Source organism: Bacillus sp. CR71 (assembly GCF_003429245.1).
Lineage (GTDB): Bacteria > Bacillota > Bacilli > Bacillales > Bacillaceae_G > Bacillus_A > Bacillus_A thuringiensis_S.
The window spans coordinates 5,365,864-5,391,900 of record NZ_CP031748.1; the positions used below are offsets into that span (position 1 = coordinate 5,365,864).

Consider the following 26,037-nt stretch of genomic DNA (forward strand, 5'->3'; position numbering starts at 1 on the left):
ATGCATCATAAGAAAAGCTAAATTAAGCTTTTCTTATGATGCATTAATGTTTTGATTTATTAAACCAATCCTTAAACATCTCTTCGCTTTCTTCACCTTCTATTCTATTTATTTCTTTACCATTTTTATAATTCACAATAGTTGGTGTGCCTTCAATGTTAAATTCTTTCCATCCTTCTGGATTCTCTTCTAGATTTATAACTTCCATATTAATATTCATTTTCTCTGCCATTGGTATGACTATTGGCGTAACATTTTTACAGTACTGGCAGTTTGTTTGATAAAAATAAACTACTTTATGTTCTTTATTTAGAATTTTAGATTGCAGTTGATCAGGAGTTATTTGTTTCTGATAATACATTTCTTTTGTTTTTGTAGTAGAAACATTGAAGGAATAACACAGTATTAAAACACTTAAAAAGAGCGAACTGAAAATAATTAATTTTTTCATATGAATTTAAATCACCTTAATATAAAATTTTTATTTTATGAATAACGTATAAAGGAGAGTATTTATAACTCTCCTTTATACGTTATTTTGCATGTTCGATTTATTTTATATATCCGTTTGCCTTACAGAAGCTTTTTATTAATTTATTACTATTTTGAAATTTCTTACACGCTTCAACTACTCCCCATTTTAGAATAGCATCAACGAATTTTTTACCTATATAAAGCGCTCCAGCCATTGCTAGTCCAACTACAACTTCATAAAGTCCAGCGATAGCTGGGATGGCAAAAGGAATAGCAATAGGTATGTATTGTACATTTGAATTTTGAACATTAATTTCCACTTCGTTATTTTCAAACAACTCGTTTTGTTCTGGAGTAAGAGATTCAAAGAAATTCTTCGTTTCTTGAGCATATAGAGGATTCATACCTAATTTAATTGCCTTTTTTGTGTCAAATGAAATTGTTCCATCAGGATTTTTAGTGATTGCTTGATTCGTTATTTCTTTTGCTAACTCTAAATTATTTTGCGTTAAAACTTTTTCAGCTTCATGAAAAACTTGAGTGTTTTCTATTTTAGTATTTTCATTTGTGTTTGCTAAAGTACTAGCTTCAGTGATTAAAGTACTACTCGCCATTAAAGATAATGTTACTACTAAGGTTCTAGCGATTTGTTTTGTATTAATTGGCCATTTTTTCATAATTCCAATTACCTCCTATTATGTAAAAAAAAGTTTATGTATGATTCATTTACCATTTTAAATTATTTTTACCTTTTTTGGCAATAGCTATTAAAAGACGTGAAATATTCAGAATTAATAACCTTTTAAAAGGGAAATATGTATTTATTTGTTAATCTCCTAGTTTTATAGACTACTTTAAACATGCATGCTGAAATAATCTAAATTCCTTATGTACAAATTATTTTATTGAATAGTTTATAAGCTAATTAAATCAAAGAGTTTATCACTTTTTCTTCCTTAACCTAAATAAGAAGGGGAAAATTCAGAACTTAACAAATCGTTCCCTATTTGCAGTATGACTCCTCCTATCTTGCCCCTTGCTAATGTGAGACTAATTTATCTAAAAATTAAACCGTTATATACTCTAAAATTCGAATATTTTAAAAATGCAATGTAAAGATGATGTATTTTTTCCAAACGTATTTTTGAGTTTACAAGGTTAGCTAAAGCTTGTTGAAGTAAATAGGGATATAATTAGGCTTGAAATTCTTTAGAACAGAACTCCATTTCATCTAAAGCAGAAAAACTCATAGAAAATGCCATCCTTCCTGCATATTTCTGAACAGAAATAATAAATTTTTTAAAAAATAAAGGCTAGTTCACATTAGTTATATACAATATATTGTCCTTTGAATTTTCTTTATTGTACAAGGATAGGCGCCTCAAAATTTATATATTTAGTACCTAAGCATTTTTAAGGTTTTACGTAATATACCTAATAAACTAAGGATGAATAGATGAAATACTATTTATAGACACTCAAAAAAAGACAGTATGTTTAACTGAACCCTACTGTCTTAGCGTATCTGCCATCAAATCAATAGGAAATACTCTATCAATACATATCCTTTAAATCCTTAATAAGCCTAGGTTTTCCGTGACCACTGTACAACCAGCATAAGCCTTATTCTTCCCCCTCTTCTTCAATCGCCTGTTGCATTCACATGCACTAACAGGCCCTTAATCACCTTCAAATAAACGAGCATCCCTTTCAGAAATATAGAACGTAACATTTTGTAGTTCTTGTTTTATAGTAACAAGTGCTCCTATACGGTCATCATAAACATGCGTAATAACGCTATTCGTAATCGGTTTTCCTATTTTCCGAGCTGATTCTAAAATCTTCTTTTCACAAAACGGTAACGCAGCATCAATTAAAGTTAATCGGGAATATGTGCGGCAAAAATACGGTTTGATGAACTGTTTCTAAGCTTATTAGATTCATCTTTTTTAGCTCCCTCAAAAAGAGCTGTTTTACACATACATGTGTAAAACAGCTCTTCTCTAATTAATATCTTCTTTTCAAAACCACAATAGTTAAAGCATATGAACAAAGTACTCCTGCTAATAAAAAGGCATTTGCTAATTTATACTGTTCGCCTGTCAATGAATATAGATTCCTAATTAAGAAAATAACTAAATATATAAATAAAAAGAAAATTTAATATATCCTTCTATAGGGAGACTGCTGAATCGATATCAAATTAGCAAAACAAAATCCCCTTAAAATAAAAAAAACGCTATTCTTTCTGTAGAATCAATGGTATCGAACCCAAATCCCAGGAATAACCAAACGTTATGAAGAAAGCAATCAGCGACTTCATGACTACTAATTATGTATATAAAGAACAGATAAAAGCTATGAACAAGCAGTAATAAGATACTATGTTGTTCATTTTTCCTCAATCAAAAATATGGATAAATACAGTAAAATAATATTCGAATGAGAGTCCAATACATATTATTAAAATTAAGATGATTCAAGTCGGAGGAAGGCACCTTGATATGATCCCCTTTATAGTAAAAAGAAAGCACCTTAATCTGTTTTGAAGTGAACTGGAGTGACCCAATAAAGTGAGACAAGGATAAAACACCCCGTCTGTCGTATGTAGATGTAAAACGACAAATTGAAGGTGTTTTTTCTATGGGTAAAATTAGAGTAACTTACGATATAGAATTTAAGAAAAAAGCAGTAGATTTATACTTTAAAGGAGGAATGACCTATAAGACAATCGCAAAAGAATTAGGAATTGAGCACTCAATGGTAAGGCATTGGGTAAAACACTTTGAAGCTAAAGGTATTAAAGGGCTAGAAGAAAAGCGTGGTAAAAATAAAAAACCAGTAGCACAAGACCACCGGTTCCCTCTCATCTATTAAACTTAAACTGTGTAACGCTCATCTTCTAAAATTTTCGCAGCGATTTCACGTTTCTTCGGAATTACGTTAAATGGTGTGTGGCGAGTTAATTTACGTAATGATGATAACATCATGCGCAGCATGTCGCCGTTTTCAACTGCGATAAGTGTTTCTTTCGCATCTGCTTCGATTTCGTTAAATGCTTCTTGGCAGAATACTTCAGTGTATAACACTTTTTGTTTATTCTTTTCAAGACCAGTTGTTTTGATTGCTTTTTCTGTACGAAGAACAGCTGATTCCATTGCGTATAGATTGCTTACAATGTCAGCGATATTCACAAGAATTTCTTGCTCTTTATCTAATGCTTTACCGTATTTTTGAGCAGCTAATCCAGCTACCATTAAGCCGATTTTCTTCGCGTTAGTTACTAAATATTTTTGAAGTGCTAATGGCTCATCGCCTACTTCTTCTGGCATCATCATCATTAACTCTTCTTGTAATTTTTGTGCTTTTTGAAGAAGTGGTAATTCACCTTTCATCGCTTTACGTAAGAACGTACCTGGTACGATTAGGCGATTAATTTCGTTCGTTCCTTCGAAAATACGGTTAATACGAGAATCACGGTACATTCTTTCAATCTCGTACTCTGCCATAAACCCGTAACCACCGTGAATTTGAACACCTTCATCTACTGTATAGTCTAATACTTCAGAACCGAATACTTTGTTTAAAGAGCACTCGATTGCATATTCAGCGATAGAAGCTGCTACTGCTTTACCGTCTTTTACTTCTTCTTCAGATAATGTGCTCATGCGGCTTTCGAATAAACCTACTGTACGATATACAGAACTTTCAGCTGCATATGTTTTTGCTGCCATATTCGCAAGTTTCTCTTGAATTAATGGGAAGCGAGCGATTGGTTGCTTGAACTGTTGACGTTGGTTTGCATATTGTGCTGAAATTTCTACTGCACGTTTTGCAGATCCAACTGTACCAACACCTAATTTATAACGACCGATATTTAAAATGTTGAATGCGATAATATGACCTTTACCGATTTCACCAAGTAAGTTTTCTTTCGGTACTAATGCATCTTCTAAAATTAACGTACGAGTTGAAGAACATTTAATACCCATTTTCTTTTCTTCTGGGCTTGTAGATACGCCAGCATATTCTTTCTCTACGATAAATGCTGAGAAGTGCTCTCCATCAATTTTTGCATACACGATAAATACGTCAGCGAATGCAGAGTTTGTAATCCATTGTTTTTCACCATTTAATACATAATGTGTACCTTCTGCATTTAAACGTGCAGTTGTTTTTGCACCTAATGCGTCAGATCCTGAACCTGGCTCTGTTAATGCGTATGCAGCTAATTTCTCACCAGTTGCAAGTAATGGTAAATACTTTTTCTTTTGCTCTTCGTTACCGAATAATACGATTGGTAACGATCCGATACCTACGTGAGCACCGTGAGTAATTGCAAAGCCGCCAGCGCGAGAGAATTTCTCTGCGATTAACGCTGAGCTTACTTTATCAAGACCAATTCCGCCGTACTCTTCTGGTACGTCAGCGCCTAATAAACCAAGCTCCCCAGCTTCTTTTAAAAGACGAACAGAACGATCAAACTCATGTTGTTCTAAATATTCAAGCTCTGGAAGAACTTCATTTACGATAAAGTCCTCTGTCGTTTTTGCAATCATTTTATGCTCAGATGAAAAATCTTCTGGCGTAAACACTTGATCAATCGTAATCTCATCAACTAAAAAGCTACCGCCTTTAACCGCATTTCCTACTGTTTTTTCCATGAAAATTTCCTCCTTCATATTTTCATGAGCCGCTTCTCTCTTTTTGAAAGAAGCTGGCTCTCAATTTTATTTTTTATAAACCTTGGTTGCTTCCATTCTTTGCTTTAGCGTCGTCTCGTTCTGAGCGAACCGCTTCCACTTTTTTTATAATCCAGTTCCAGTGGCTAGAACAGTCGGTCGTTTCACCCCTTCCTGTGAGGCAAAAAGCGCCTCTTCGTCAGGGCTTCCAACGCCCTCCTGTTCTGAGCGAGCCACCTGCACTTTTTTTATAATCCAGTTCCAGCGGCTAGAATGTTCGGTGGCTTCGCTTCTTCCTACGAGGCAAAGAGCGCCTCTACGTCTGAAGCTCCATCCCCCTCACATTCTGAACAAGCCGCTTCCACTTTTTTTATAGTAATTCAAACACTCCCGCTGCTCCCATTCCGCCGCCGATACACATTGTTACGATACCGAATTGTTCGTTGCGGCGTTTCATTTCGTGAATAAGAGATAGTGTTAGTTTTGCTCCTGTACAGCCAAGTGGATGTCCAAGTGCGATTGCACCACCGTTTACGTTTACTTTTTCTTCATCTAAACCAAGTTCACGAATAACTTGAATTGATTGAGAAGCGAATGCTTCATTTAGTTCGAATAAGCCAATATCAGATAGCTCTAAGCCAGCTAGTTTTAATGCTTTTGGAATTGCAGCGATTGGGCCGATTCCCATTACTTCTGGTGGTACGCCAGCTACTGCAAATGAACGGAATTTCGCAAGCGGCTTCATGCCATCGCTCACTGCTTTTTCACGATCCATTAATAGTACAGATGCTGCACCGTCACTCATTTGTGAAGAGTTACCAGCTGTTACAGAACCGCGAACGTTAAATGCTGGACGTAATTTACCTAAAATGTCTAGCGACGTTTCTGCTCTTACACCTTCATCTTGTGCGAAAATGATTGTTTCTTCTTGCAGTTTATTGTTTGAGCCAACCGAGCGTAACGTCACATCTACAGATACTGTTTCATCAGCGAAGTTTCCTGCCGCTAATGCTTTGGCAGCACGTTGATGACTTCTTACTGCAAATGCATCTTGCTCTTCACGAGAAATTCCATATTTCACAGCAACTTGCTCTGCTGTATGTCCCATACCCATATAATATTCCGGAGCCGCTTCTACAAGGCGACTATTCGGACGAACAACGTGTCCCATCATTGGAACTAAACTCATTGATTCCGCTCCGCCTGATAATACAGCTTCAGAGTGACCAAGCATAATGCGCTCTGCTCCGTAAGCGATACTTTGTAAACCAGAAGAACAGTAACGGTTAATTGTAATAGCTGGAACATCGTAAGAAAGTCCTGCTAGTCCGCCGATATTACGAGCCATATTTAAACCTTGTTCTGCTTCTGGCATCGCACAACCGAAAATTAAATCATCGATTGGTCCTTCATAATTTGCACGCTTTAACGTTTCCTTTACTACTAACGCCCCTAGATCGTCAGGACGAACTGTTTTTAATGAACCCCTCTTTGCTTTTCCAATTGGTGTTCTTGCTCCCGCAACAATGACAGCTTCTCTCATGAACGATATCTCCCCTCGTTATTAGTTACGTAATGGCTTTCCTTTTACAAGCATGTGCTGCATTCTTGCTTGTGATTTCATCTCACTTACTAAGCTAATAAATGCTTCACGTTCTACATCTAATAAATACTGCTCATCAACTTCTGTTCCGTACGGCACTTTTCCGCCCGCAATGACATATGCAAGTTTCTTCGCAATGTGAAGATCATGTTCAGAAATGTAACCTGATAAATGCATTGCTTCTGCACCAAGTACAAGAGTTGCATATCCTGTTTCACCAACAACTGGTATCTTTTTACGAATCGGTGCTTTATAGCCAGCTTCATATAAAGCAAGTGCTTTCTGTTTCGCATCATATAGTAAGTGATCACCATTCACACTAATACCGTCTTTATCGCCTAAGAAGTTGTTCGATACAGCTTCTTGTGCTGATGTAGAAACTTTCGCCATCGCTACAGATTCGAACACTTTATTCGCAACTTTTTGCAGATCAAACTCTACACCGTTTGGCATTTTATTTAAGTGTTTAATGTATAGCTCTTTATTACCGCCTCCGCCAGGGATTAAGCCAACACCAACTTCTACTAAGCCCATATACGTTTCACTAGAAGCTTGAATGCTAGCTGCTGGTAAGCAAACTTCTGTACCTCCGCCAAGCGTCATACCGTATGGTGCTGCTACAACTGGCTTAGAAGAGTACTTAATTTTCGTCATTGCATCTTGGAAGTTTTTCACAACCAACTCAATTTCAAAGTAATTGTCGTCTTGTGCTTCCATTAAGATCATTGCTAGGTTCGCACCAACGCAGAAGTTCTTCGATTGGTTACCGATAACAAGACCTTTATAATTCTTTTCTACTTCATCAACAGCGTAGTTAATCATTTGCGTAATATCCATACCGATTGCATTGCTCTTCGAATGGAACTCTAAGCAAAGGATGCCGTCACCTAAATCAATTAAGCTCGCTCCGCTATTTTTCTTTAATACACCATTTTTCGCTTTTAATTGCTTAAGAGAAATTGCCTTTTTATTACGTTCGATTCGCTTATATTCGCCATTATCGTAATAGTAGCTATCTCCGTTATCATGTTTGTAGAAAGTAGTGAAACCTTTCTCTAACATTTCTTTCACCCAAGTAGGAACAACTACGCCGTTTTCTTCCATCTTTTGAACAGATTTTTCAACACCAATTGCATCCCACACTTCAAATGGCCCTTGCTCCCAGCCGAAGCCCCACTTCATCGCTTGGTCAATTGCAACGATATCGTCAGCAATCTCTTTATGAAGTTTCGCAGAGTATAAAAGAGTTGGTGTAATGATGTTCCATAACAACTCTCCTGCACGGTCTTTCGCGTATACAAGCGCTTTCAATTTATTCGCTAATCCTTTTTCTTGTTTACTTAACTCTACGGATGCAGCTTTTAATTTTTTACGCGCTTCGTATTCCATCGTTTCAGGATTTAATTCTAAAATTTCTTTTCCTTGTTTTAAGAAGAAGCCTTGACCCGTTTTACTTCCAAGCCATTTTTTCTCAAGCATGTCATGCATGAAAGCTGGTACTTTAAATACATCACGCTCTTCTTCTTGTACGTTTTCATATACGTTATTTGCAACGTGTACGAATGTATCTAAACCGACAACATCTAATGTACGGAACGTCGCGCTCTTCGGACGACCAATAAGTGGGCCTGTTACAGAATCAACTTCCCCAATGCTATAGCCGCGTTTTATCATCTCTTGAAGAGTTACTAATAAACCGTACGTACCGATGCGGTTTCCAATAAAGTTTGGTGTGTCTTTTGCGATAACAACGCCTTTTCCAAGAACGTCTTCGCCAAATAGTTTCATGAAGCTTAATACTTGTGGATCTGTTTCTTTCGTCGGTATTACCTCTAGAAGTTTTAAATATCGTGGTGGGTTAAAAAAGTGTGTGCCTAAGAAGTGTTTCTGGAAGTCGTCTGAACGACCTTCTGCCATTTTTTCAACTGAGATGCCTGACGTATTCGAGCTTACAATAGAACCCGGTTTACGAACAGCGTCTACTTTTTCAAATAATTTCTTTTTAATATCTAAGTTTTCAACTACTACTTCAATAATCCAATCTACATCAGCTAGACGCTCAAGATCATCTTCTAAGTTACCTGCTTCAATCAGTGCTAAATTTCCTTTCACTGTCAGAGGAGCTGGTTTTTGCTTTAATAATTTTTGCACAGCCGTATTACTAAAACGATTTCTCACACTTTTATGTTCTAATGTAAGTCCCTTCGCTTCCTCTTCTTTTGTTAGCGCAGGTGGTACAATATCAAGCAATAATGTCGGAATACCAATATTAGCTAAGTGTGCCGCAATCCCTGAACCCATTACGCCTGAACCTAGAACAGCAGCCTTTTTAATTTGGAACATCCAATTCTCCCCCTATTCTTGAATGAATGCTCATTCAATTTTTCGACATAAGTCGCAATCAATGAGTGAGCCTCTACTAATAAATATATGATACTGTTTAAATTTTCGCAATATATTTATTGATAAAATTTTCTGAAATAAATATTTTTCTTTCATTTGGCTATGCTATACATGTGTATTTTCTTTGTTTAAATGCACTTTTCCTTTTTATAATCTGACGAAACTGGAGGAATATATATGGCAAAACTTAAGAAGAACCCCTCTAAGGCTGGAATTAGTGCAGCTAGTGTAACTGGAAATGCAGGTCCGCATAATCACGGTGTTGAAAAAGGACGCCAAGGTAATAATCAACAATATAAGAAGCATAATATGGGCGAAAAATAACGCTATATTTTTGGGCAGAGAACGTGGCATAATGATTAATGGCTGCTTTTTCTGCCCAATTTATTTGTACATATGGAAAACAAAAGAGGGAACGATGATGAAACGAACAATAGTTATGATTGTAATGATTGCTACACTATTTACAGGGATGATTTTCTTCTCTTATGCACAGAGGCAACAAGCTGTAAGAGCTGATCAACCTAAGATTACTGGGCAATATGGCGTTACAATCGATGCAGACACAGGTGAAATTTTGTATGGGAAACGCGAAGACGAACGTTCTTATCCGGCTAGTATAGCCAAAATGATGACAACCCTTCTTTTACTAGAGAATGTAAAAGAAGATGAAGAAATTACAGTTACAGAAAACGCAATTAAAACAGAAAGTCAAAGTAAGAAAATTAAACTTCGTGCTGGGGAAAAATTAAAGCGTGATGAGGCATTAAAACTTATGCTTATCATTAGTGCAGATCCAATAGCTGAATCAATTGCAGAACATATCGCAGGATCAAAAAATGAATTTGTGAAGATGATGAATGCTAGAGCGAAGGAACTTGGTACAAAGCATGCGACTTTCAAGAATGCAAGTGGTGCTGATGCAATTGGGAATAAAGTATCACCATATGACATTGCTATTATTACGAAAGAAGCATTAAAGTATCCAGTTGTTTTAGAATATATGAATTCAACACGTACAACTCTACATACTTCAGAACGCTCTCCAAACATCGCAAACTATGGACGAGAAGAACTATATGACGATCCATATGCGATTGGAAGTAAAAGTGGTCTATCAGCACTTGGCAAATATACAGTCGTAACAGTCGATGAAAAAGACGGTAAACGCGTCATTAACGTCGTATTATCTTCTACTCGCGCGCAACTATATCCTGATACGAAGAAAATGGCACATTATGCATTTCAGCAATTAAAATAACCAAGGAGTATTTTCTCCTTGGTTATTTTTTAACCATACCTTTTAATACGAACGCAACGTTTGCTGGACGCTCTGCTAGACGACGCATGAAGTAGCCATACCAGTCGTTTCCATAAGGTACGTAAACACGCATTTTGTAACCTTCTTTTACTAGCTCAAGTTGACGCTCATTACGAATACCATATAACATTTGGAATTCAAATTGATCCCTTGGAATGTTGTGTTCTTCAGCAAGTTTTTTTGTATATTCAATAATCGCTTCATCATGTGAAGCAATTGCAGTATAATTTCCATTTAATAAGTGCATTTTAATAATTTTTTTATAATTGTCATCGACATCTTTCTTATCCGGGAACGCCACTTCTTCAGGTTCTTTATAAGCACCTTTTACAAGACGTAAATTAGGATTATAAGCATTTAAATCTTCAATATCTTTTTCTGTACGATATAGGTAAGCTTGAATAACAGTACCAATATTATCGTATTCAGATTTTAATTGTTTAAAGATATCAATTGTTTTACCACAGCGTGTATAGTCTTCCATATCAATGGTAACGAACACACCATTTTCTTTTGCAGCTTCTAAAATACGGCGCATATTGTTCATTACGATTTCATCAGAGATATCTAATCCCATAGAAGTCATCTTTAAAGAAAGCTGCGAATCAAGACCTTCTCTTCCAATTGCACGGATCGCTTCAATCGATTGGTTAGCCATTTCATTTGCTTCCGCTTCATTATCAACGAATTCACCTAAATAATCGATTGTTACACAAAGACCTTGCTTATTTAATGCCTGAATGGCAGCTGTCGCTAATTCAATCGTCTCCCCTGCGACGAAGCGACCTGCACCAAAGCGTAAACCGTACTTTTTAGCCAGTTTTGTTAGCGCTTTATTTTTAGATAAGAAAAGAAACGAATTTCGCATTAATTGTTCCATGTAATTCACCCCTATGACTGTAATTTATCTGTTTTTTACCCCTCTTCAAAATTATATCACTGTTTAAAATTATTGGATACAAATAATTATTTAGATAATTTATAAAATACTATAAAAACATTTAAAAACCTATATTCTCGCATGCAAATATGAAGGGAATATTTTTCGACATTTAGAAAAAACGGGTTTACTAGGGCAAAAATAGGCATACCGAAAATATTCGACATGCCTATAAAACCCTTAATATTCCATGTAAATTATATAAGGATATTAATAAGAAAAACTTAAAGTAGCATCACCTAAGTTTTTTAATTCTCATTTCGCTTCTCTTCATTCAGCCTTTTAATATCCGTAATTAACTGCACCATCTCTTCTTTCGCATCTGGATAAGTTTCATTCCAATGCTTCACTAAAGCTGGCATCGTCTTCGCTATGTAAGAATAAAGTGCCCACTTCTTTACCTGTTCTTTTCGCTCTTCATTACTCTCGCCAAGTAACAGCTCAGTGTATTTCTCTAGTAAACCGTCAAACTGCTCGTTAAACTTTTCACTCATTTTATTTACCTCCTATATGAAAAAAGCAGCGAAGATCGCTGCTTTTTCTTATAATTTTGATCGGACAGAGTTTAATTTTTTCTCCATTGTGCTTACTTTATCACGACGATCATCAATACGAATCGTTGTTGCAACACGCTGTGCACCTTTCGTATATGGAACTTCATGCATTTGTTGAATTACTTCTAGAATGACAGGAAGATCTCCTTCAATAATTGTATTCATCGGTGTTAATTGATACTTCACGCGATCCGCATTTTTCTCTAGCACCTTTTGTACTTCTGCTACATATTCACTAACACTTGGATTACCTGTTCCTACCGGAATAATCGATACGTCAACAATTGCCATAGTAGTCTTCCTCCTATAATCGCTTCTTATATATCCATTGTCTATTTTACCGAAATCCTCATCATTTTACTAATATGTTACTCTTCCACTTTAAACTGCTCAACTAATCTTTCTAAATCTTTCATATGCTCTGTCAAACTTTCCATCGTGTGGGCTACCTTTTCTAGATGATTAACCTGTGATTCCGTTGCAGCATGTACCTCTTCAGAAACAGCTGCACTTTCTTGACTCGTACCAGCAATTGTATGCATTACCGCTGTAATTTCTCCTTGCTCGTAACCTATGTTATGTACCTCTTCTACAATTTTTTCAACTGAAGTACTAATCGTATTTACAACTGACATAATTGTGCGGAACTCCATTTCTGCCTCTGTCGTCACTTTATTTTGCACATCTGCAATGTCTTTCAATTTACTTACAACTTCTACAACCCTTTTTACTTCTAATTGCACATCACCAATCATCGTTGTGATTTCTCCTGTTGCCTCTTTTGATTGTTCCGCTAATTTCCGAACCTCTTCAGCAACAACCGCAAATCCCTTACCTTGCTCACCTGCACGGGCAGCTTCAATCGAGGCATTTAAAGCAAGTAAATTTGTTTGATCCGAAATACCTTTTATAAGCTCAACAACATTTTGAATCGATCCAACTCTTTGTTCTAACTTATCCGATGCTTCTTCTGTATGAACAACAATCGAAGATGATTGTCCCCTCGTACGGACTAAGTTCCTCATTGTATTTAATCCTTGCTTAGATGCCTCTTCCGCTTTGCCAGTCACTCCTTTTATTTCACCAACGGAGCTATTCATTTGTTCCACTGACTCTGCCATATTCTCGAGCTGAGCTGAAACTTCATCCACACTATTCGCAAGAGTAGAAGCTCCCCCGCTCACATCATCCATTGCTCCGGAAACTTCTCTACTAGCCGCTACTGTTTCGTTCGTTAAATAATGTAAACTATTCGTTGATTGTTGCACTGTTGATACGCTGTTTTTAATTTTACTTACCATTTCATTCATTTGTTCAACCATATCATTAAAGTGCTTCGTCAACTCTCCAACTTCATCTTTACTTGTCACCTTCATTCGCAGCGTTAAATCCCCTTCTGCTACTTTTTGAACGTGATTCTTTAATAATTGCAGTGGTCTTGCTAATCTTCTTGAGAACAAGTAGGAAGCTACGATTCCAACTAATAAACTAATACACGCCATCATAATGACTGTATTTCTCGTACTATTTAATAGCCCATCGATCGTTTCTTTCGGATAAAAGATTCCTATCGTCCATTTCATCGTATCAAATGATTGACTATAAACAACTACATCTTCACCTTTTATTGTAGTGACCGCATATTTTGTTACCTCTTTATTTAAGCTCTTTATAAGTGGCTCTTTAGAAACATCTTTCCCTATCTTTTCTGGATAAACAAGAGCCATATTTTTATCATTTATAATAAACATTTCTCCGTCATTATTATATTGAATATTGTGAAGCAACTTCTGAATCGTCCCAAGCGATACATCCATCGCAACAACGCCTAATACAGATCCATCTTGAGCTGTAATTGCTTTAGAAACACCTACACTTAACTTTCCTGTTGCAATTTCATAAGAAGGTTGTCCCCAATGGACCTTTTTTACATCAGCCTCTGAATCTTTATACCATGGTCTTGTCGTTGGATCATATCCTTCTGGCACTTGCCCACCTTCAGCAAGATTGGCACTTAATGTTTTTTTATCTTTCGTACCAATATATAAATCTAAAATACCAGGATGATTCTTTTTATACTCCGCAAACTCTTTCGTTAAAAACGCTTCCTCTTCTGGAGTAACCCCACCTTGAAGCATATTACGAATCATCTCACTGTTCGCGTAATACCCCATATCTTCATCCGTTCTTTGAACAAATGTCGTAAGTTGCTCTGTCACAAGATCCATCGCATTTTGAGAATACTCGTCTAAGGAACGCACTTCCTTTTCTTTCTGTAATTGATACACAGCTGTACCCAATATTACGAACATCATAGAAATAAGTACTGAAAACACTACCGCAATTTTTAAACGTAAACTTCTTAACATCTTCCCCCCAGCATCCCCTTCGCATTAAATTGAAATATTATTAATCATTATATTAAGTATAATAGATAAAATTAAAAAATTGAAATTAATTCTCACCTTAATACAATTAGAAAACGGACTACCACTTGTGCAAAAACAAATAGTTCATTATCCTTAAAATATAATCTCATTCGTTCGGAGGGAACTATGTTACAAAAATTCGGTTTCTCACAATATGAAAGCCAAGCTTATGAAGTTGTCGTATCAAGCAATGAACCATTAGATGCTACAACAATTGTGAAGCATTCAGGTGTTCCAAAAGCAAAAATATATGAAGTACTAGCACGCCTAATCGATAAAGGAATGGTAATGGATTCTGTTTCAGAAAAGAAAAAATTGTATACAGCATTACCACTAAAGCTAGCAATTGAAAAATTAACGACAGAATTTCAATCAAATATTAAGGAACTGGAAACAAATATATCAAAAAAATCATTTACAGATGACCGTGTTTGGAGCTTAAAGATGCAATCTTCTATTCGAGTTCAAAGTAAAGAACTCATTGAAAGTGCAAAAGAATCAATCCGTATTTCAGCTTGGAATGATACTCTTTTAGAATATCTTCCTTTACTAGAACAAAAAGCAAAACAAGGTGTTCAAATTGAATCCCTTATTGTTGGAGAAGTAGAAACAGACTTAGAAAACATGCATTTTCTAATCCCAGCTGAAGAGCCTAATGCATTAGAGCGCTACTTGCTACTCATCGTTGACGATCGTGAAATTTTATTTGCTGGCGTAGAACAAGAGTCATGGCAAGCGATGAAAACAATGTCACAACCTTTCGTAAAGTTCTTTACAGAATTTTTCTATCACGACGTTGCACTTGCAAAGATTACTCAAAAACACCATGATCTCTTTATGGAAGATGAGGAAATTAAGAGTTTGTTGATGAAGTTAAGATACTAATTAAATAATAAACAGGAGTCTAGTTTTTCACTTAGACTCCTTTTCGTTTTGTTCCTTTATCTCCATCAACAGCTCAATGATTTTCTCATTTTGCTCTACCTGTTTCTCTGAATTTTTATAGATGAAACGAACCCATCTAAGTGCAAGAATAATAAGAAACAACGGAAGTATCGAAATTAGAAGACCAATAATTGAAAAATTCGTATACATATACCTCACCTCGCTATACACCCTTTCTCCATTTCTCTACTAAAACCTGCAATTTTTTACAAATAAAAAAAGAACCTATCAAACGATAGATTCTTCTTTCGCAAACTGAGTAGAGCGTCCTCTCGTAATCGAGAAAATCGCGCAAAGCAGTGCTAATATAATAAAGCCACCGCCTACCCAAGCGTTATATATAACAGATGATTTTCCAATAACAACTCCGCCTACTGTTGAACCGAGTGCAATTCCTAAATGAATCGCAGAGTTATTTAAACCTTGCTGGATACCAGCTGATTCCGGTGCAATGTCAATTAAATAATTTTGCTGTGCTGGTGAAATCGCCCAGCTCAGCATACTCCAAAGTCCCATCATAATGATGAAGAGTGGGAATGAGAATGTCATTAATGGCAACATGAAGATTGCACATGCAAATACGATAATAATCGAGATAATACTTTTCTTCGATCCCCATTTATCAGCAAGCCATCCACCGAATCCACCGCCGATTACTGCTGCGATTCCGAAAATGAAGTAAAACACACTAATCCAATTTGCTTCAACATGCATAACATCTTTTAAAAACGGTGTTAAATATGCATACAATGTTAAATGCCCCGTTAAAAACAAAAATGATGTTAACTGTGCACTTACAATTTTTTTATCTTTTAAAGTAGCAAGTTGTTCTTTTATTGATAATACCGATGTCGGTGGTACTTTCGTTAAGAACAATGAAATACAAGCAATTGCCATAACTGTTAATACTGAAATCAATACAAATGGCGCACGCCATCCGTATGCATTTCCGAGTACAAGACCGAGCGGTACTCCAAGTACAAGTGATCCACTAATTCCCATAAAAATGATTCCAATTGCACGCGCACGAAAATGCGGTTCTACTACACTAGAAGCAAGTGTTACCGATAGTGCAATAATTAATGAACCACTCGCCGCACAAATAACCCTTGAGAACATTAGCATTCCGTAATTCACACTAAATGCCGAAATAATATTTCCGATTAAGAAAATCGATAATGCTCCAACATACAATGTTTTTCTTTCAAACTTCCCTGTCAAAGCTAATAAAACTGGACCTGACAAAGCAAATACTACCGAAAATATTGTTATAAGCTGACCAGCTGCGCTAATAGATACTCCTAAATCATTGGCAACTAAATCGAGCGTTCCTCCTATAATTAGCTCAACCGTTCCGACTACGAAAGCCGCGATAGCTAAAATATAAACACGAAAATTCAAGTCTTTCCCCACGCTTTCTGTTTTGGTTACTACGACTATAGTAACCAAAATAGAAAGTGGACGCAAGTACAATTTTTTTACAGTAAAAAAGGTAGGCGTATTATACGCCTACCCTTCCATCATTCTGTTTCTTTCTTCTTATTCAAGTACCAATACACCGGAAGTCCCGTAAAGACAATTCCAATTGATAAGAAACAACTTACCGGATCATTAATAATCGCACTACCGATTACAAAGAACGAACCTAAAATCGCAACGATTGGTACGATTGGGAATAACGGTACACTATATGCACGCTCTTTATTCTTATTACGTTTCCTTAAAATGAAGACACCAATAAACGTCATTACATAGAAAATATAAATAATAAATACGGAAATCTCAGATAGCTTATTTGGATCACTAATAATCATTAAAATAATTCCTAAAATGATTTCAACAGTAATCGCATTTGCTGGTGTTTTAAATCTTGGACTTTCCTTTGCAATAAACTTAGAAAATGGAAGTTGTCCACGTTCCGCCATAGACATTGGAATACGTGGGAATGTTAAAATCTTTCCATTTAAACAACCGAAAATAGAAACGATAATACCGATACTAATAATTTTCCCGCCATATTCTCCAAGTAACATGCCCGCAGCTGTCGCTGTTGCATTTTCTCCAAGGTCTACAATTTTCGCTGCTGGTAATACATTTAATAACGCCAAGTTAATTAATACGTATGCAGCTGTTACAATTAAAATCCCAACTGTCATTGCTTTCGGTAATAACTTTGTTGGATTCTTCATTTCTCCACCAATCGAAGCAAGTAAAATCCAGCCGTCATAAGCAAATAACGTTGCTAAAATTGCCATACCGATACTTTGATTTTCTGATATCGGCACTACTACGTTAAAAATATCACTGTTTCCTTTCCAAAAACCTAACACGACAATTAATACAATCGGAATCATTTTCCCAATTGTCGTGATTGTTTGAACGATACCTCCGTATTTTGTTCCCATACTATTTACAAAGCCAAGGAACACAACTGTTCCGATTGCGATTGGTAAATTCCACACTTTATCTAAATAGAAAAAATTAATCATTAAAGAACTAAAGTATAAACCTAATGTTCCGATAATAGCTGGTCCATAAACAATTGTTTGCATCCAGCCTGATAAATATCCCCAAAAACTTCCGTAAATCTCCTCTAAATACGTATACAACCCACCATTTTTCGGGATTTGCGCTCCAATTTCAGCTACTGTTAAACCACTCGCTAACGTCAACAGACCACCAATTACCCAAGCAAGAATGGCCATATTAGAACTCCCTGAGTAATCTAATACGCTTCCTGGTTTCATAAATACACCAGACCCGATAATCGTTCCTACTACGATAGAAAGTGCTACTGTTAAACCAATTTTGTTCTTCTCATCATGATGCATGCTGCGTATCCTCCTTCCAATTCTAGTGTGATGCAAAAATGAAATAAAAAAACACTCCTCCCTAAAAAAGGGACGAGTGTTGTATTCGTGGTTCCACCCTTGTTTCAATTCGCAAAGTAACACACTTCACCAATTTCTCAAGTCTAAATAACGGTTTTTGCCGGCAAGCAATTACTAGATGTTCGTTCACTGCTGCAGTTCAGAGGTGGTAATCTATTTTTCCGTATTAGGAAGCTCACAGCCAAAGGCTTCCCTCTCTGGGAATCGTAAAAAATTAATCGTGTCCTCATCATCACTTCTTGATGTCGAATTTTGTAGTTATTGTTCATTATATTGAATTGTTAGAAAAAATCAATATATTTTTTTATATAACATAGGAAATATTTCTCTTCTTATATTATAACAGAAGATACAAAACTTCTCTAATTCCCTAAAAATGGTATAATTCATTTAGGAGGTGTACCAATAATGATTGCTGTCTTTTGTATCATCGCTACGTTTCTCTCTGTTCTATTCGCTATCATGTATCGAAACAAGTATCCTGGTTATAGCATTTTAGCGGTAGCTATTATACCAGCTGTTTCCTTCTACGTATTGGGTAAATATCAATATACGGAAGTGTTTATCGGTTTTGCAATCTTCTACTGCGTCTTCGGATACATACTAACAATGAAAAGAATCTTATTGAATCATTAAAAGAGACCGATTTCTATAAGTAGAAATCGGTCCTCGCATGTACCTTCCGGTTGCCCCACGAAAGATACATAAATCAATTATTTATCTTCTTTTTTCATAAAAAACTTGTGATGCGGAAGATCCACATTTAATTCCTCTAATTGTTTCTTTTCATTGTCTAAAATCGCTTTTGCTTTTGTTTTTGTTGCTTCATCTAATCCCGCAAAGATGTCTTCACGCTTCTCTTTTTCTGGAAGTTTCACACCTAATTTTGTTAATTCTTCTTTTGCTTGCTCATGCGTTAATTTTCCAGATTTCTTTTGCTCTAAAATCAACTTCGCTTTCTCTTTCGCCTGTTCATCTAAGTTAGCAAACATGTCTCCATGTTTACCTTTCTCCGGCATTTTCACGCCTAGCTTTGTTAATTCCTCTTTTGCTTGCTCATGCGTTAATTTTCCAGATTTCTTTTGCTCTAAAATCGACTTCGCTTTTGCTTTCGCCTGATCATCTAATCCTGCAAACATGTCTTTACGCTTCTCTTTCTCCGGAAGCTTTACACCTAGTTTCTCTAACTGTTTCTTTGTATCGTCCATAATTGTTTTTACTTTTTGTTTTGTAGCGTCATCCAAATCCTTTTTCGCCGTTTTTGTAGACTGTTCAGCTGTTGGAGTATTCGTTGCCGCGAATGCCGGAATACCGACTCCTCCAATGATTCCGAATGATAAAGCACCTGCAATCGCTAAATACCCAACTGTTTTCTTCTTCATAGGAAATTTCCTCCTTCATATTTCTAAAGCATGTACACTTTCGTATACAATGCCAATAGTAATGTTGGTTTCTTAAAATTCCCTTAACGTTTCGAATAAAAAACACCGCTCATAATGAGCGGTGTTTCTCTATGCTTTTTGTAATTGTAACTCTTCACGTTCCATTATTTTTCTTAATACGATTGTTTGTGTCATTGTAAATAAGTTACCTGTTATCCAGTACAATACAAGTCCTGATGGCGCCGCAAACCCCATAAATAGAATCATTGCCGGCATCATAATTTGCTGTATCTTTAGCATCTGTACTTGTTCTCCAGGTGTAATATTAGATTGGAAAACTTTCATCTGAATAAATGTCGTTAACGCTGCAATAATCGGTAATATATGATATGGATCTGCATGTCCTAAGTTCACCCATAAAAAAGAAGATGTGCGAATCTCTTCCGTTCTGCTAATCGCATAATACAAAGCAGAGAAAATCGGCATTTGTATAAAAATTGGCCAGCAACCAGCAAGTGGATTCCAACCGCCTGATTTCATTAGCTCTGACATTTCTTTTTGATACTGCTTTTGTTTTTCAAGATCTTTGCCTACATCACCGTACTTTTTCTTTAGCTTCTGCAATTCAGGTTGCATTTTCTTCATTTTCGCTTGGCTACGATATTGTGAAACAGCTAATGGAATCATTGCTGAACGAATAACGAGCGTCATAATAATGATTGCAATCCCAAAGCTAGCTCCAGGTATATGATGAGCAACAAATTGAATCATAAACGAGATTGGATATACGAAATAATGATCCCAAATCCCAGTACTATGTGCATCAATTGGGGCTGCATTACTGCAGCCAGATAAAACAAAAACAAGTAATAATGATAAACTAACGAGCACAGCTCGGTATGATTTTAACATGTTCATTCCTCCAATGTTTCGTAATTATTTAGCGAAACATTGGTGTATACGGACCGACCTCATCATTCTCTTCACTTGATTCTTGTCTACGTACAGAACGAATCATTCCATATTTATAAAAAATAGAAAATAGCGGTACATTTCCCGCACTATCTTCACATGTATCAACTAACGCAAAAGCTCTTTGTCTACCGCTTGATGCTTGTTGACGCACAAAGCGAGAAACATTAGCAAGGAAGAAAACTTCTAATAAACAAAGTGCCGTCGTTACAAACGATATATATAAAATTGCATCCTGCAATAAAAATTCCATCGCTTCACATCCTTAATAAGGTCATTTTAGCACATTAGGCAAACATTCTCTATTTCCTTTTATTTTCAAAAAAAGTATTTTGCATATTTTCTCAAGAAAACAATAATTAAGAAACGTTGGATTCGCTTTCTTTAGTATATTCACGCACATCAATGAATAGGCTTGATTTATTAGAAATTTATAAAATTTTTGCATTATAATAAAACTATTGCCAGTTTTTGAAAAAACCTTTATTCTCTTCTTGTAATCAAAAATGAATATGGAGATGAAACATACTATGGGTCAACTAGGAGACGCCGATTACGTTCCCGACACCGCCTTTTTATCCTTCCCAGCAGCTAAAACATTTCATTTAGAATTTATGATACAGTTGGTTGTTATTTTTATAGCTTCTATTTTGTATGCAATTTCTATGAATATGTTTTTTATCCCGCATAATATGATTAGCGGTGGATTCGCTGGTGTAGGGATGATTATCGGTTATTTAATGCACTACAATATCGGTGCACTTATCTTTTTACTAAACATTCCTCTTCTTATTTTAAGTCACTTTTACTTAGGCAAGAAGACAACCTTTTTAACAGCGTACTTTGTAGCTGTGTCATCTTTAGCGATGAATATTATCCCGGTACACCAAGTTTCAGACGATATTTTACTTTCTTCTGTATTCGGTGGTGTTATCTGCGGAGCAGCTTCAGGAATTATATTCCGATTTGCTTCTTCAACAGGTGGTTTTGATGTTGTTGGATTGATTGTAGCAAAATATCGAGATGTTTCAATTGGAGCAATCATATTTGTATTCAACTTAATCTTACTTGTCGCAGCAGGTTTTATTTTCGGATGGGATATTACACTTTATACGTTAATTAGTCGATTTGTAGTCAGCAAAGTTATCGATGCTGTGCATACGAAACATATTAAATTAACGATAATGACTATTACAGAAAAAGGCGAGGAAATAAAAAGCGCACTACTACATCACGGCATACGCGGGGTGACAATGGTAGACGCTGTCGGCGGCTATACAAACCATAAGAAAAAAATGATTTACACTGTCGTGACTCGCTATGAGTTAGGCGAAATGAAACGTATTATCCGTCAAGTGGATAACAAAGCATTTATGAACATTACTGAAACAGTTGAAATTGTCGGCCGTTTCAAACGTATATAAAAAAGGTTAATACATTAAAGGGCATAACATATTAGTCATATATACTATGTTATGCCCTTTGTTATTCAACTAACGCACCCTTTAGCATAATAAAATCACGAAGTTTATTACTACAAATCGGAGGATAACATTCCATATACAAAACTATCTGTCCATTCATTTTTATTCCAAAAATCTTGTATGAAATGGGCTTCCTTTCTCATACCTATTCGTTCACACAATTTTTTTGAAGCTGTATTACGTGCATCAAGATTAGCTTGTATACGATGTACATTACATTCATTAAATAATTTAAACACCAAACTACTTACTGCTTCTGTTGCCAAACCTCTTCCAACTACTTCATTTGAAAAACTATAACCAATCTCAACAGTATCCTTCATATTTGTGTACCATACGGATAAGTCACCAACTACTTTAGTCTTGTATATAACTGCCAAACTTAATATTGATTCTTCAGTAAGTGCATTGTTTGCTAGCTTCTTATTAAATCTTTTCTGCATGTCTTCATGAGTCCACTTATTATGTAATAGGAACTTACATGTATCATCATTATTATAAATAGCAAATACATCCTGTAAATCAGTACTCTTAAAAGGTCTAATTATTAATCTTTCTGTTGTGATCTCCAAGTTAGCTCCCCTCCCTTACATTCATGCTACAAAACATTTTTTATTGTATTTAAGCCTCCTTCTTAGATCTCACCTTGATTACATATTTCATCATAATAAATTAAAATCCTTCTTCCACTAAACTGCATTGTTAATGGTATTTCCTTACGCTTTTTATTTTTTACACTTATTACAAAATCAGATAATTCTATTATTATGTCCCTAAATGTGTTATAATGAAAGCAGACTCACAAAAAAAGAGTATATAGACTTGGAAGTTTCTCTTATTTTACAAGCAAAAAGAAACGAGCAGTCGGGTATATTTCAGACACCATACACGTAACGGTTTAAACAACCGATCATCTTAGTTACTCTTCAATGATCTTTTTATAAAAAGATACGTACAATTAAAACTCACTTCAATATACTATACCTACCTTTTTGACTTCCAAATCATCTTATTACATAGGGAGATGAACATATGAATCAATATATACGATATACAATAGCTGTCCTGTTTGCTATTATCGGCGGTACGATTTGTTTCTGGACAAACACACAGCTTGGAGAGAATATCATTTTTAATGGAATCGAAACACTTGTAAGCGCTTCAATTTTAGGCGGATACATTTACTTCCTCTTCAATCCAGAAGAAAATGCTCAGAAAACAATGTTATTAACAATGATCGGTATCGTTGGTGGATGTATTTCCTACTCAATGACAAACTATACATTACCACTTCAATTAAGCTCAGCTTTCTTCCACGGTCTATGGACTTGGTTCATTGCATTCTGCCTAGCAGACGTATTCAACCTATTACAAGACAATGAAGAAGATAGCGGTCGCCAAATCGAAAGTAACTCTTAAGCTGGAAGATACTCTTCCAGCTTTTTTATGTTGGTTTGCATATCCCCGCATCACGATAAAAAGAAGTTACCCTCACGGCAACTTCTTTTCCATATACCCCACTTCGTATTCACTAAAATATATCAACGATTTTTCAAATATATCGATTGTTTCTCCACTTATATCAACGATTTTTTCATTATATCAACGATTCGGCACAGGATATCGATTTACCGACATCCTTCGACACTCAAAACGCACAACATACCCTATCCCCCAAGCAACTTACTGCCGAACTCTACGATTAAAAAGATAATTAATAGGATCGCGAGTATCTTTAATGCTACATATGCCACTTTAAAAACAACATAAATGAGCAAGACTATCAAAATAATTGATAAGATTTCCATATTTACTTCCTCCAAGCTTTGCTCTTCTTATCTCATTTTACTCGCCCTAGGCTGTTTATGGAACGGCATAAGATGACATATAAAAAAGAGGATACCTCACCCATCGTAAGATACCCTCTCTTTCAGCTGCTTAAACCATTCTCTTTCTAATTGTAAATATCCCATCTCACTCTTCTCGGCGCTCTTTAATTCTTGATCGGCTTTCTTCATATAAGTACGGGACGCTTCCATATTGCCCTCTACATATTTAATAATCCCTTGTGTACGGTAATATCCACTTAGGTCCATTTTTGTAATAGCCTTTGCATGTTCCTTTGCTTCTTGCAAAGAAAGACTATCCATCTGATAAAGGGCTTTATATAAAAGGTACCAACTATGAAAACTACTAACGAAAAACTTATTTTCTTTCGTTACAGGTAATTGAACAATTCGTTCTATATACGGTATCGCTCTTTCCATTCCCTCTTGATCTGCACGAGCAAAAAAGACGAGCATAAGTCTACTCATTATCTCCCTTATCCCTTTATTCTCTTTTATTTTCTCCTCACTAAGTTCTACTAATCTTTCATCCCAATCTTTCGGTCTTTTATAACTAAATAACTCACTCGATATTTGAATCTCATATAAGTGATTTCTAGCTCTTTCATCATCTTTAATTAAAATAAGAAATTGCATCCCATCACTCATAAGCATTCCTTTTATCGGCACAATTGTAACCGCAAAGATTGCAAAATGGAAAAAGGAAAAATATAAAAGATATTGATAATAACTCACCATGTATATGTAACCGGAAGTAATACCAAATAGTAAACTCGTAATCGGTCCACCTAAAGTGAGCCACGCCCACTTTTTCGAAAGATTCGGTGTCTCTATAGAAGGTGGTACTAATGTTGCAACACCTCCAAAGTACGCCCATAATTTATTTTCTCGAATGCATAATTTTCCCTTTTCTTTTTGAATAGTAATGGGTCCTACTGTCATAAATTTAAATGTTAAACCACCTATTACACCAAATACTACATGTCCTAGCTCATGAATGGCTAACACTAACAATGAAATTCCAACTATTGCCCATAGGTTCAAAATTACTTCTAATTTCCCAGTTCGGATTACTCCGTATAAAATGGACAGAATTAGCGCCACTGTCATTGAGCCAGCTGGCCTTCTTAAAATATCCACCTTTTTCTCCCCTTAATAAATCATTTTTCTCTGCATTTCGTACATGAACTTCCCGAGATGCAATATCCAAATAAATGAGATTAAGCCAATTAATACAAAATCGATATCACTAGCAGCTGTATATATAACGGCAGCCCACCATACATATGCCAATATTGTATTCGTAAATTCATACGCTTTATATCCAGCCTCATGCACAATGTGCTTTAATCCTTCATCTGCGTTTTTCGTCCACATTTTCATAGATTCCATATACGTTACACCTTGTTCAGGGTATAGCTTATTATAACGATTTTTTGTTATGAGCCCGATAATCACTACAGTAGTTAAACAAACAATAGAAGCTACTAAATTCCACACCGCAAATGAAACATTAGTATCCTGCAACAGTGCACGTCTACATGTAATAACTGCATATACAAACCATGCCTGCGTCACTATATCACCTACACGTAAATATATACTTATAATGCCTAATTTTCTGCCTTGTACGCTCTCTTCTTCATCGCGTGCCTCCGCTAACATACGCGTATTCTTCCAAGTGTAGTACATCATTAAGATTCCAAAAATAGTACATATGCCTATAAATGTATTGGATGATAATTTTCTCGGTTCATCCGAGAGTAAATTTAAAGCTATATAAGACGTTAAAAAGCCACCCATCATACTTAATGCTATTTTCCCCACAGAATCAAATTGTTTTTTTCGTTTACTCTTCATCATCCTCTTCCCCCTCCACTAACGTGAATATTTCCTCCACCGATACATTGAAAATTTGTGCGATTTTTAACGACAATACAATAGATGGTGCATAATCCCCGCGCTCAATTAAACTAATCGTTTGCCGTGATGATCCAATCGCTTTCCCTAAATCCCCTTGTGATAAACGATGCTTTGCTCGCAATTCCCTCACTCGATTTTGAAGCTTCATGTCTTCCCTCTTTTTCATTTATTTAATTAAAATTGTAAA

26 protein-coding genes, 3 pseudogenes and 1 other annotated feature are annotated in these 26,037 nt (G+C 35.8%); of the genes and pseudogenes, 7 read left to right on the forward strand and 22 right to left on the reverse strand.

Going from position 1 to position 26,037, the window contains the following annotated elements:
• Window positions 1-43: 43 nt before the first annotated feature.
• The 4 genes and pseudogenes from DOS87_RS27255 to DOS87_RS30410 form a co-directional block, all read right to left on the reverse strand.
• Window positions 44-451 carry a thioredoxin family protein gene (locus DOS87_RS27255; RefSeq protein ID WP_098578434.1) on the reverse strand — a complete coding sequence of 136 codons (408 nt, stop codon included), beginning with the start codon at window positions 449-451 and terminating at the stop codon, window positions 44-46.
• Between the two features lie 100 nt (window positions 452-551).
• On the reverse strand, window positions 552-1,151 hold the full coding sequence (locus DOS87_RS27260) for a hypothetical protein (RefSeq protein ID WP_098578433.1): 600 nt from the start codon (window positions 1,149-1,151) through the stop codon (window positions 552-554).
• A gap of 1,005 nt (window positions 1,152-2,156) precedes the next feature.
• Window positions 2,157-2,418, reverse strand: a pseudogene (locus tag DOS87_RS27265) (MBL fold metallo-hydrolase); the annotation flags it as partial.
• A gap of 63 nt (window positions 2,419-2,481) precedes the next feature.
• A pseudogene (locus DOS87_RS30410) lies at window positions 2,482-2,628 on the reverse strand (DUF2178 domain-containing protein); the annotation flags it as partial.
• A gap of 489 nt (window positions 2,629-3,117) precedes the next feature.
• Here DOS87_RS30410 and DOS87_RS27270 point away from each other — a divergent pair.
• Window positions 3,118-3,315 (forward strand): annotated as a pseudogene (locus DOS87_RS27270) (transposase); the annotation flags it as partial.
• Between the two features lie 38 nt (window positions 3,316-3,353).
• Here the strand turns inward: DOS87_RS27270 and DOS87_RS27275 are convergent.
• The 3 genes from DOS87_RS27275 to DOS87_RS27285 form a co-directional block, all read right to left on the reverse strand.
• Window positions 3,354-5,156, reverse strand: coding sequence for an acyl-CoA dehydrogenase family protein (locus tag DOS87_RS27275; protein ID WP_142326439.1), 1,803 nt, complete (start codon window positions 5,154-5,156; stop codon window positions 3,354-3,356).
• A gap of 370 nt (window positions 5,157-5,526) precedes the next feature.
• A complete protein-coding gene (locus DOS87_RS27280) occupies window positions 5,527-6,699 on the reverse strand; it encodes an acetyl-CoA C-acetyltransferase (RefSeq protein ID WP_001206329.1) in 1,173 nt (390 codons plus the stop codon).
• A 21-nt stretch (window positions 6,700-6,720) separates the two neighbouring features.
• A complete protein-coding gene (locus DOS87_RS27285) occupies window positions 6,721-9,102 on the reverse strand; it encodes a 3-hydroxyacyl-CoA dehydrogenase/enoyl-CoA hydratase family protein (RefSeq protein ID WP_000486371.1) in 2,382 nt (793 codons plus the stop codon).
• Window positions 9,103-9,339: 237 nt separating this feature from the next.
• On the opposite strand from DOS87_RS27285, the gene DOS87_RS27290 reads away from it, so the two are divergent.
• Window positions 9,340-9,486: a YuzL family protein gene (locus tag DOS87_RS27290; protein WP_001096344.1), complete on the forward strand. Its 147-nt coding sequence runs from the start codon at window positions 9,340-9,342 to the stop codon at window positions 9,484-9,486.
• Window positions 9,487-9,583: 97 nt separating this feature from the next.
• Window positions 9,584-10,423 (forward strand): D-alanyl-D-alanine carboxypeptidase family protein, encoded by an 840-nt coding sequence (locus DOS87_RS27295; protein WP_000831456.1) that lies wholly within the window; start codon window positions 9,584-9,586, stop codon window positions 10,421-10,423.
• Between the two features lie 22 nt (window positions 10,424-10,445).
• On the opposite strand, the gene DOS87_RS27300 is transcribed toward DOS87_RS27295, so the two are convergent.
• From DOS87_RS27300 to DOS87_RS27315, 4 genes are all read right to left on the reverse strand, one after another.
• Complete coding sequence (locus DOS87_RS27300; protein ID WP_000436780.1) at window positions 10,446-11,363, reverse strand: proline dehydrogenase family protein; 918 nt, start codon at window positions 11,361-11,363, stop codon at window positions 10,446-10,448.
• A gap of 308 nt (window positions 11,364-11,671) precedes the next feature.
• Window positions 11,672-11,917 (reverse strand): YusU family protein, encoded by a 246-nt coding sequence (locus tag DOS87_RS27305; protein ID WP_001290589.1) that lies wholly within the window; start codon window positions 11,915-11,917, stop codon window positions 11,672-11,674.
• Window positions 11,918-11,965: 48 nt separating this feature from the next.
• A complete protein-coding gene (locus tag DOS87_RS27310; protein ID WP_001018860.1) occupies window positions 11,966-12,268 on the reverse strand; it encodes an MTH1187 family thiamine-binding protein in 303 nt (100 codons plus the stop codon).
• 77 nt (window positions 12,269-12,345) lie between these two features.
• Window positions 12,346-14,346: a methyl-accepting chemotaxis protein gene (locus DOS87_RS27315; RefSeq protein WP_000946369.1), complete on the reverse strand. Its 2,001-nt coding sequence runs from the start codon at window positions 14,344-14,346 to the stop codon at window positions 12,346-12,348.
• Between the two features lie 186 nt (window positions 14,347-14,532).
• Between DOS87_RS27315 and DOS87_RS27320 the strand changes: the two genes are divergently transcribed.
• The gene (locus DOS87_RS27320; RefSeq protein ID WP_000939479.1) at window positions 14,533-15,291 is read left to right on the forward strand and encodes a TrmB family transcriptional regulator; all 759 of its coding nucleotides are present in this window, start codon (window positions 14,533-14,535) and stop codon (window positions 15,289-15,291) included.
• A gap of 27 nt (window positions 15,292-15,318) precedes the next feature.
• Here DOS87_RS27320 and DOS87_RS27325 read toward each other — a convergent pair whose 3' ends face one another.
• From DOS87_RS27325 to DOS87_RS27335, 3 genes are all read right to left on the reverse strand, one after another.
• Window positions 15,319-15,501, reverse strand: a complete 183-nt coding sequence (locus tag DOS87_RS27325; RefSeq protein WP_000288469.1) for a hypothetical protein — start codon at window positions 15,499-15,501, stop codon at window positions 15,319-15,321.
• Window positions 15,502-15,579: 78 nt separating this feature from the next.
• Entirely contained in the window at window positions 15,580-16,764 is a 1,185-nt protein-coding gene (locus DOS87_RS27330; RefSeq protein ID WP_142287130.1) for an MFS transporter, read from the reverse strand.
• A 107-nt stretch (window positions 16,765-16,871) separates the two neighbouring features.
• Window positions 16,872-18,182 (reverse strand): APC family permease, encoded by a 1,311-nt coding sequence (locus DOS87_RS27335; protein ID WP_000546308.1) that lies wholly within the window; start codon window positions 18,180-18,182, stop codon window positions 16,872-16,874.
• Window positions 18,183-18,247: 65 nt separating this feature from the next.
• Window positions 18,248-18,484: a binding site (T-box leader), on the reverse strand.
• 166 nt (window positions 18,485-18,650) lie between these two features.
• Between DOS87_RS27335 and DOS87_RS27340 the strand changes: the two genes are divergently transcribed.
• Window positions 18,651-18,878, forward strand: a complete 228-nt coding sequence (locus DOS87_RS27340; RefSeq protein WP_000562245.1) for a hypothetical protein — start codon at window positions 18,651-18,653, stop codon at window positions 18,876-18,878.
• A 77-nt stretch (window positions 18,879-18,955) separates the two neighbouring features.
• Here DOS87_RS27340 and DOS87_RS27345 read toward each other — a convergent pair whose 3' ends face one another.
• From DOS87_RS27345 to DOS87_RS27355, 3 genes are all read right to left on the reverse strand, one after another.
• Entirely contained in the window at window positions 18,956-19,624 is a 669-nt protein-coding gene (locus DOS87_RS27345; RefSeq protein WP_208730150.1) for a hypothetical protein, read from the reverse strand.
• A 129-nt stretch (window positions 19,625-19,753) separates the two neighbouring features.
• Window positions 19,754-20,536, reverse strand: a complete 783-nt coding sequence (yidC, locus tag DOS87_RS27350; protein WP_000920528.1) for a membrane protein insertase YidC — start codon at window positions 20,534-20,536, stop codon at window positions 19,754-19,756.
• A 28-nt stretch (window positions 20,537-20,564) separates the two neighbouring features.
• On the reverse strand, window positions 20,565-20,849 hold the full coding sequence (locus tag DOS87_RS27355) for a hypothetical protein (RefSeq protein WP_000394930.1): 285 nt from the start codon (window positions 20,847-20,849) through the stop codon (window positions 20,565-20,567).
• A 277-nt stretch (window positions 20,850-21,126) separates the two neighbouring features.
• On the opposite strand from DOS87_RS27355, the gene DOS87_RS27360 reads away from it, so the two are divergent.
• A complete protein-coding gene (locus DOS87_RS27360; protein ID WP_000530044.1) occupies window positions 21,127-22,020 on the forward strand; it encodes a YitT family protein in 894 nt (297 codons plus the stop codon).
• A 110-nt stretch (window positions 22,021-22,130) separates the two neighbouring features.
• Here the strand turns inward: DOS87_RS27360 and DOS87_RS27365 are convergent, their stop codons facing one another.
• On the reverse strand, window positions 22,131-22,652 hold the full coding sequence (locus DOS87_RS27365) for a GNAT family N-acetyltransferase (RefSeq protein WP_000406909.1): 522 nt from the start codon (window positions 22,650-22,652) through the stop codon (window positions 22,131-22,133).
• Window positions 22,653-23,112: 460 nt separating this feature from the next.
• Between DOS87_RS27365 and DOS87_RS27370 the strand changes: the two genes are divergently transcribed.
• The gene (locus tag DOS87_RS27370) at window positions 23,113-23,499 is read left to right on the forward strand and encodes a DUF3938 domain-containing protein (protein ID WP_001077773.1); all 387 of its coding nucleotides are present in this window, start codon (window positions 23,113-23,115) and stop codon (window positions 23,497-23,499) included.
• Window positions 23,500-23,747: 248 nt separating this feature from the next.
• Here the strand turns inward: DOS87_RS27370 and DOS87_RS27375 are convergent, their stop codons facing one another.
• The 4 genes from DOS87_RS27375 to DOS87_RS27390 all read right to left on the reverse strand — a co-directional run bounded on the left by DOS87_RS27375 (window position 23,748) and on the right by DOS87_RS27390 (window position 25,998).
• Window positions 23,748-23,888, reverse strand: coding sequence for a DUF3985 family protein (locus DOS87_RS27375; protein ID WP_000404758.1), 141 nt, complete (start codon window positions 23,886-23,888; stop codon window positions 23,748-23,750).
• A gap of 96 nt (window positions 23,889-23,984) precedes the next feature.
• The gene (locus DOS87_RS27380; protein WP_208730391.1) at window positions 23,985-25,037 is read right to left on the reverse strand and encodes a zinc metalloprotease; all 1,053 of its coding nucleotides are present in this window, start codon (window positions 25,035-25,037) and stop codon (window positions 23,985-23,987) included.
• Between the two features lie 42 nt (window positions 25,038-25,079).
• Window positions 25,080-25,787: a DUF3169 family protein gene (locus DOS87_RS27385; protein WP_000837717.1), complete on the reverse strand. Its 708-nt coding sequence runs from the start codon at window positions 25,785-25,787 to the stop codon at window positions 25,080-25,082.
• Window positions 25,777-25,998 carry a helix-turn-helix transcriptional regulator gene (locus DOS87_RS27390; RefSeq protein ID WP_000776170.1) on the reverse strand — a complete coding sequence of 74 codons (222 nt, stop codon included), beginning with the start codon at window positions 25,996-25,998 and terminating at the stop codon, window positions 25,777-25,779. The genes DOS87_RS27385 and DOS87_RS27390 overlap by 11 nt, the downstream gene beginning before the upstream one ends.
• Window positions 25,999-26,037 lie beyond the last annotated feature (39 nt).